Source organism: Lysinibacillus sp. AR18-8 (assembly GCF_001705465.1).
GTDB classification, from domain to species: domain Bacteria; phylum Bacillota; class Bacilli; order Bacillales_A; family Planococcaceae; genus Lysinibacillus; species Lysinibacillus capsici.
In genome coordinates this window covers 1-4,060 of record NZ_MDGU01000036.1, presented here as the reverse complement: position 1 = coordinate 4,060, position 4,060 = coordinate 1, and the positions used below count along the sequence as shown (strand labels likewise).

Genomic DNA, 4,060 nt, shown 5'->3' with positions numbered 1-4,060 from the left:
TCATTGCCTTTTATGTAACGTAAGGCTGCTTGTAGTTTTTCTTCCGATGTAAATTTAGCCATATAAAAACTGCTCCTCCAAATGTTAGATGTGTCTAACATTTGGGGAGCAGTTCAATACAGTGGGGTTTTCACATAAGATCATCAGCTTATTCTAAATATAGTCCTACAACAACGGTTGGTATCGGTACTGCAACTGTAAATGGTGTTATGATTAATTCGCCGTATTCAAATCACACAGCAGCACCAGATTATAATTTCCATGGTAGTTTGAAAAATTATCAAATTATGTTAACAGGCAAAAGCCAACCTCTTAAAGCCAACGATATTGTAACTCTATTCTTTAGAGCACATTCATCTAACGGTGCAAATAGTAGTGCTACTTCGGTTGACCTGAAATGTAGAGTATCATAAACTTTCCATATAGGGGGTTAAATAGATGGCTCTTAGATGGAATAAGGAAAATATTATTTTCGATAGCTTACATGAAGCAGATGTATGGGCCGACTCAATAGGAAATGAGATTTATGCAAGACTATATGATGGTTATGATACACCAGATTATAAAATAGCTTATTCCTTAGCTTTTAGACTTGCTGAAATGAAAGAATTCAGAGTAATTACTGAGATTTCAATAGATAAGGAAACAAGATATAAAGTCTGGGTAATATCTGCTTAGAATTGATTACACTTATTTAAAACTTACTCCTTGAATACATCTTGAAGCCCCGAATTGTAGACACTTAAAAGTGAAAACTATTCGGGGTTTTTTGTTTTATAGCGAAACACTTTAAATATCTATGGGAATAAAAGTGGTATGTGATTGGATTCATCTATTAAATATTAAATTTAAAGCCTATTAATAAATGTGTGGTTTGAAATAAAGTTGCGAAGTTTATAAAAAAGACACGATGTTTAAAACAAAGTCGCGATAGTTATAAAAAAGTTGCGAAGTTATACCCCTTTGGATCACTGAGACCAAAGGATTTTTATAAAAAGGTAGTATTCCACAAACGGGCCATATTATTGAATAACAATTTTTAAAGATATATTACCAAACGACGCTTTGGTAACGTTCTATCCTACAAAAAAGACACCTATCTGATGGGAGTTGAATCCCAATCAGACAGGTGTCTTTTTTGTCTTATTTTTTCATCGTCATTTCTGTTGCAGCTGCTTCAATGACTCCGATTGCCCAATGACTAGCCGGTACATCACGGAATGTTGATTCGGTGATGTTTTCTACTGTTGGTCGTTCAAATAATTGGTTCAGGACTTTTACCGCTTGTGCACGTGTTAACGCACCATTCGGATTAAACGTTGTCGCACTGTTTCCAGTCATAATGCCGAGGGCACTTACTCTTTCAATCGATGAGGCAGCCCAATGGCTTGCTGCAACATCGGAAAAGACTTTTCCGGGCTTAGCGGTTTGACAATACGTTTTCGTGTCATCTTGTGCACACACTGTATCTACCCAGCGTGCGATGACACCCGCCATTTGGGCACGGGTAATTGTCCCATTCGGGTCAAATTTGGTTTGGGTTGTGCCATTAAATAAACCAGCTTGTTTCACAAACTCAATCGCATACTTCGAAGTATTCTTTTCCGTATCTTCAAAAGTTACTTCGGCTGTTGGAATTTTCCCATTTGTTAAGAAACGGGCTAACATTGTTGCCATTTGAGCACGTGTTACCGAAGCATTTGGTTTAAATGTGCCATCTGGGTACCCTTGAATGTAGGGCACTAATCGGTTTGTTTCTACTTCCTCTTTCTCTTCTTCTTGCACTTCTGAAGCATACACTAAGCTAAATGTGGAGAAATGATCGACTTCAAATTGGAATCCTTTCACACCTGGTTCAAATTCTACTATACGACCACGTTTTACTTCAGTTGTTGCGTCACTATGCTCAATATAAACAACCAGTGAGGCCATTTGTTCTGCTGTTAATGCAGCCGAAATTGGTAACGTAATCGTTATCGGACGATTTTGTAGATTCGTTTCAATCGTTACCGGTGTCCCTAACAATGAAAGGGTTGCTCTATTTGGCATCGCCTGTTGAATGTGTTCATTTTGTCGCACATTCGCCTGAATCATTTCCTGTTGTTGTGCCTTTACAGGCATAATGCGGAAGAATATATCCTCAGTGATCCCATTAAATGCGGTAGATGGCATCATCAAGTGTGCTAATGCTGTTTGCATAAAAAGATTCGTTTGTTGCTTGTTTAAATAGAGCCCAGCCGTTCGTGGGAGATGTAAAATCGCTTCTACTGTCGCCGTTTCTGCTGGGTATACGAGACGAATTGTTCGTTCCTCTTGATTCGACATTTGTTGTACTTGTACTTGAACAGGTTCCAATAAAACGTTTGCATGATAACGCACGATTCCTTGTTCAACCGTACGAATAATAGGGATGACACCTGAAGGCATCGGTTCCACTGAGTCGTCTGGTTGTGGTACCGGTGTCGTCTCTGGTACGGTTGTTGGTGCCTTCACCGTAATGGTAGCCGTATCAAATGAACTGCCGTAAGTAGCCGTAACAGTCACCGTACCGGGTGCGATTGCAGTTAAGGTACTTCCTTGGATCGTCGCAACCGTTGGATCGCTTACTGTAAATCCGGTTTTCGCCGTTTGATCTTGCGTAGTGCCATCCGAAAGGTTTTCTATTAGTTGGAAGTTTTGTGTGCCTCCAACAGTTAGTTGCCCTGTTTTAGGTGAAAGACTAATGCCTGTTGTTGTGACAGGAGCTGAATTCACCGTAATGGTTGCTGTATCAGATGTGCTGCCGTAAGTAGCCCTGACGGCCACCGTCCCAGGAGCAATCGCTGTTAAGACATTATCTTGCATCGTGGCGATGGCTGAATTATCTACTGTAAATTGGGCATTCCCAGTTTGATCTTGGGTTGTGCCATCCGAAAGGTTTTCTATTAGTTGGAAGTTTTGTGTGCCTCCAACAGTTAGTTGCCCTGTTTTAGGTGAAAGACTAATGCCTGTTGTTGTGACAGGAGCTGAATTCACCGTAATGGTTGCTGTATCAGATGTGCTGCCGTAAGTAGCCCTGACGGTCACCGTCCCAGGAGCAATCGCTGTTAAGACATTATCTTGCATCGTGGCGATGGCTGAATCATCTACTGTAAATTGGGCATTCCCAGTTTGATCTTGGGTTGTGCCATCCGAAAGGTTTTCTATTAGTTGGAAGTTTTGTGTGCCTCCAACAGTTAGTTGCCCTGTTTTGGGTGATAGAACTATGCCTGTTGAGTAAGTGGGCCACTTTGCATAAATTATCATAGGTGCTGTAACCGTATATGTCCATGAAGTAGTATACGATTGGTCCTCGAACCATCCGTGAAAAGTAGCTCCTGGCTTGGCTTGGTGATTAAATGCTGTCTGACTAAGTCTTGAAATTTGTCCTTTAAATTCAACTTGATTTAGCTGGTTATTATAAAAGGCAAAAGTCCCAATACTAGTCACACTAGAAGGAATGGTCACATTCGGTAGCTGGTTAGACGCAAAGGCAAAACCCCCAATACTGGTCACGCTAGAAGGAATGGTCACATCCGTTAGCTGGTTACTATAAAAGACATAATCCCCAATACTAGTCACGCTAGAAGGAATGGTCACATTCGGTAGCTGGTTATACGCAAAGGCAGAAGCCCCAATACTGGTCACGCTAGAAGGAATGGTCACATTCGTTAGCTGGTTATAATAAAAGGCAAACTCCCCAATACTGGTCACGCTAGAAGGAATGGTCACATTCGTTAGCTGGTTAGACGAAAGGCAGAAGCCCCAATACTGGTCACGCTAGAAGGAATGGTCACATTCGTTAGCTTGTTATAATAAAAGGCATACTCCCCAATACTGGTCACGCTAGAAGGAATGGTCACATCCGTTAGCTGGTTACTATAAAAGACAGAATCCCCAATACTGGTCACGCTAGAAGGAATGGTCACATTCGGTAGCTTGTTATATCGAAAGGCAGAAGCCCCAATACTGGTCACGCTAGAAGGAATGGTCACATTCGTTAGCTGGTTAGACGCAAAGGCAGAATCCCCAATACCTGTCT

Annotated in this window: 3 protein-coding genes; 1 reads left to right on the top strand and 2 read right to left on the bottom strand. The window is 41.2% G+C overall.

Annotation, left to right across the window (positions count from 1 at the left end):
- Positions 1 to 438 precede the first annotated feature (438 nt).
- Positions 439 to 678: a hypothetical protein gene (locus BFM98_RS20085; protein WP_004224260.1), complete on the top strand. Its 240-nt coding sequence runs from the start codon at positions 439 to 441 to the stop codon at positions 676 to 678.
- A gap of 465 nt (positions 679 to 1,143) precedes the next feature.
- Here BFM98_RS20085 and BFM98_RS20080 read toward each other — a convergent pair whose 3' ends face one another.
- Entirely contained in the window at positions 1,144 to 3,750 is a 2,607-nt protein-coding gene (locus BFM98_RS20080) for an S-layer homology domain-containing protein (RefSeq protein WP_066038260.1), read from the bottom strand.
- Between the two features lie 5 nt (positions 3,751 to 3,755).
- Positions 3,756 to 4,060: leucine-rich repeat domain-containing protein (locus BFM98_RS20075; RefSeq protein WP_139111250.1), on the bottom strand; the 305-nt coding region annotated here is incomplete at its 5' end.

What these genes read in the sequence shown, in the direction of transcription:
- BFM98_RS20085 (WP_004224260.1), top strand. Translation starts at nt 439, where the DNA reads ATGGCTCTTAGATGGAATAAGGAAAATATTATTTTCGATAGCTTACAT.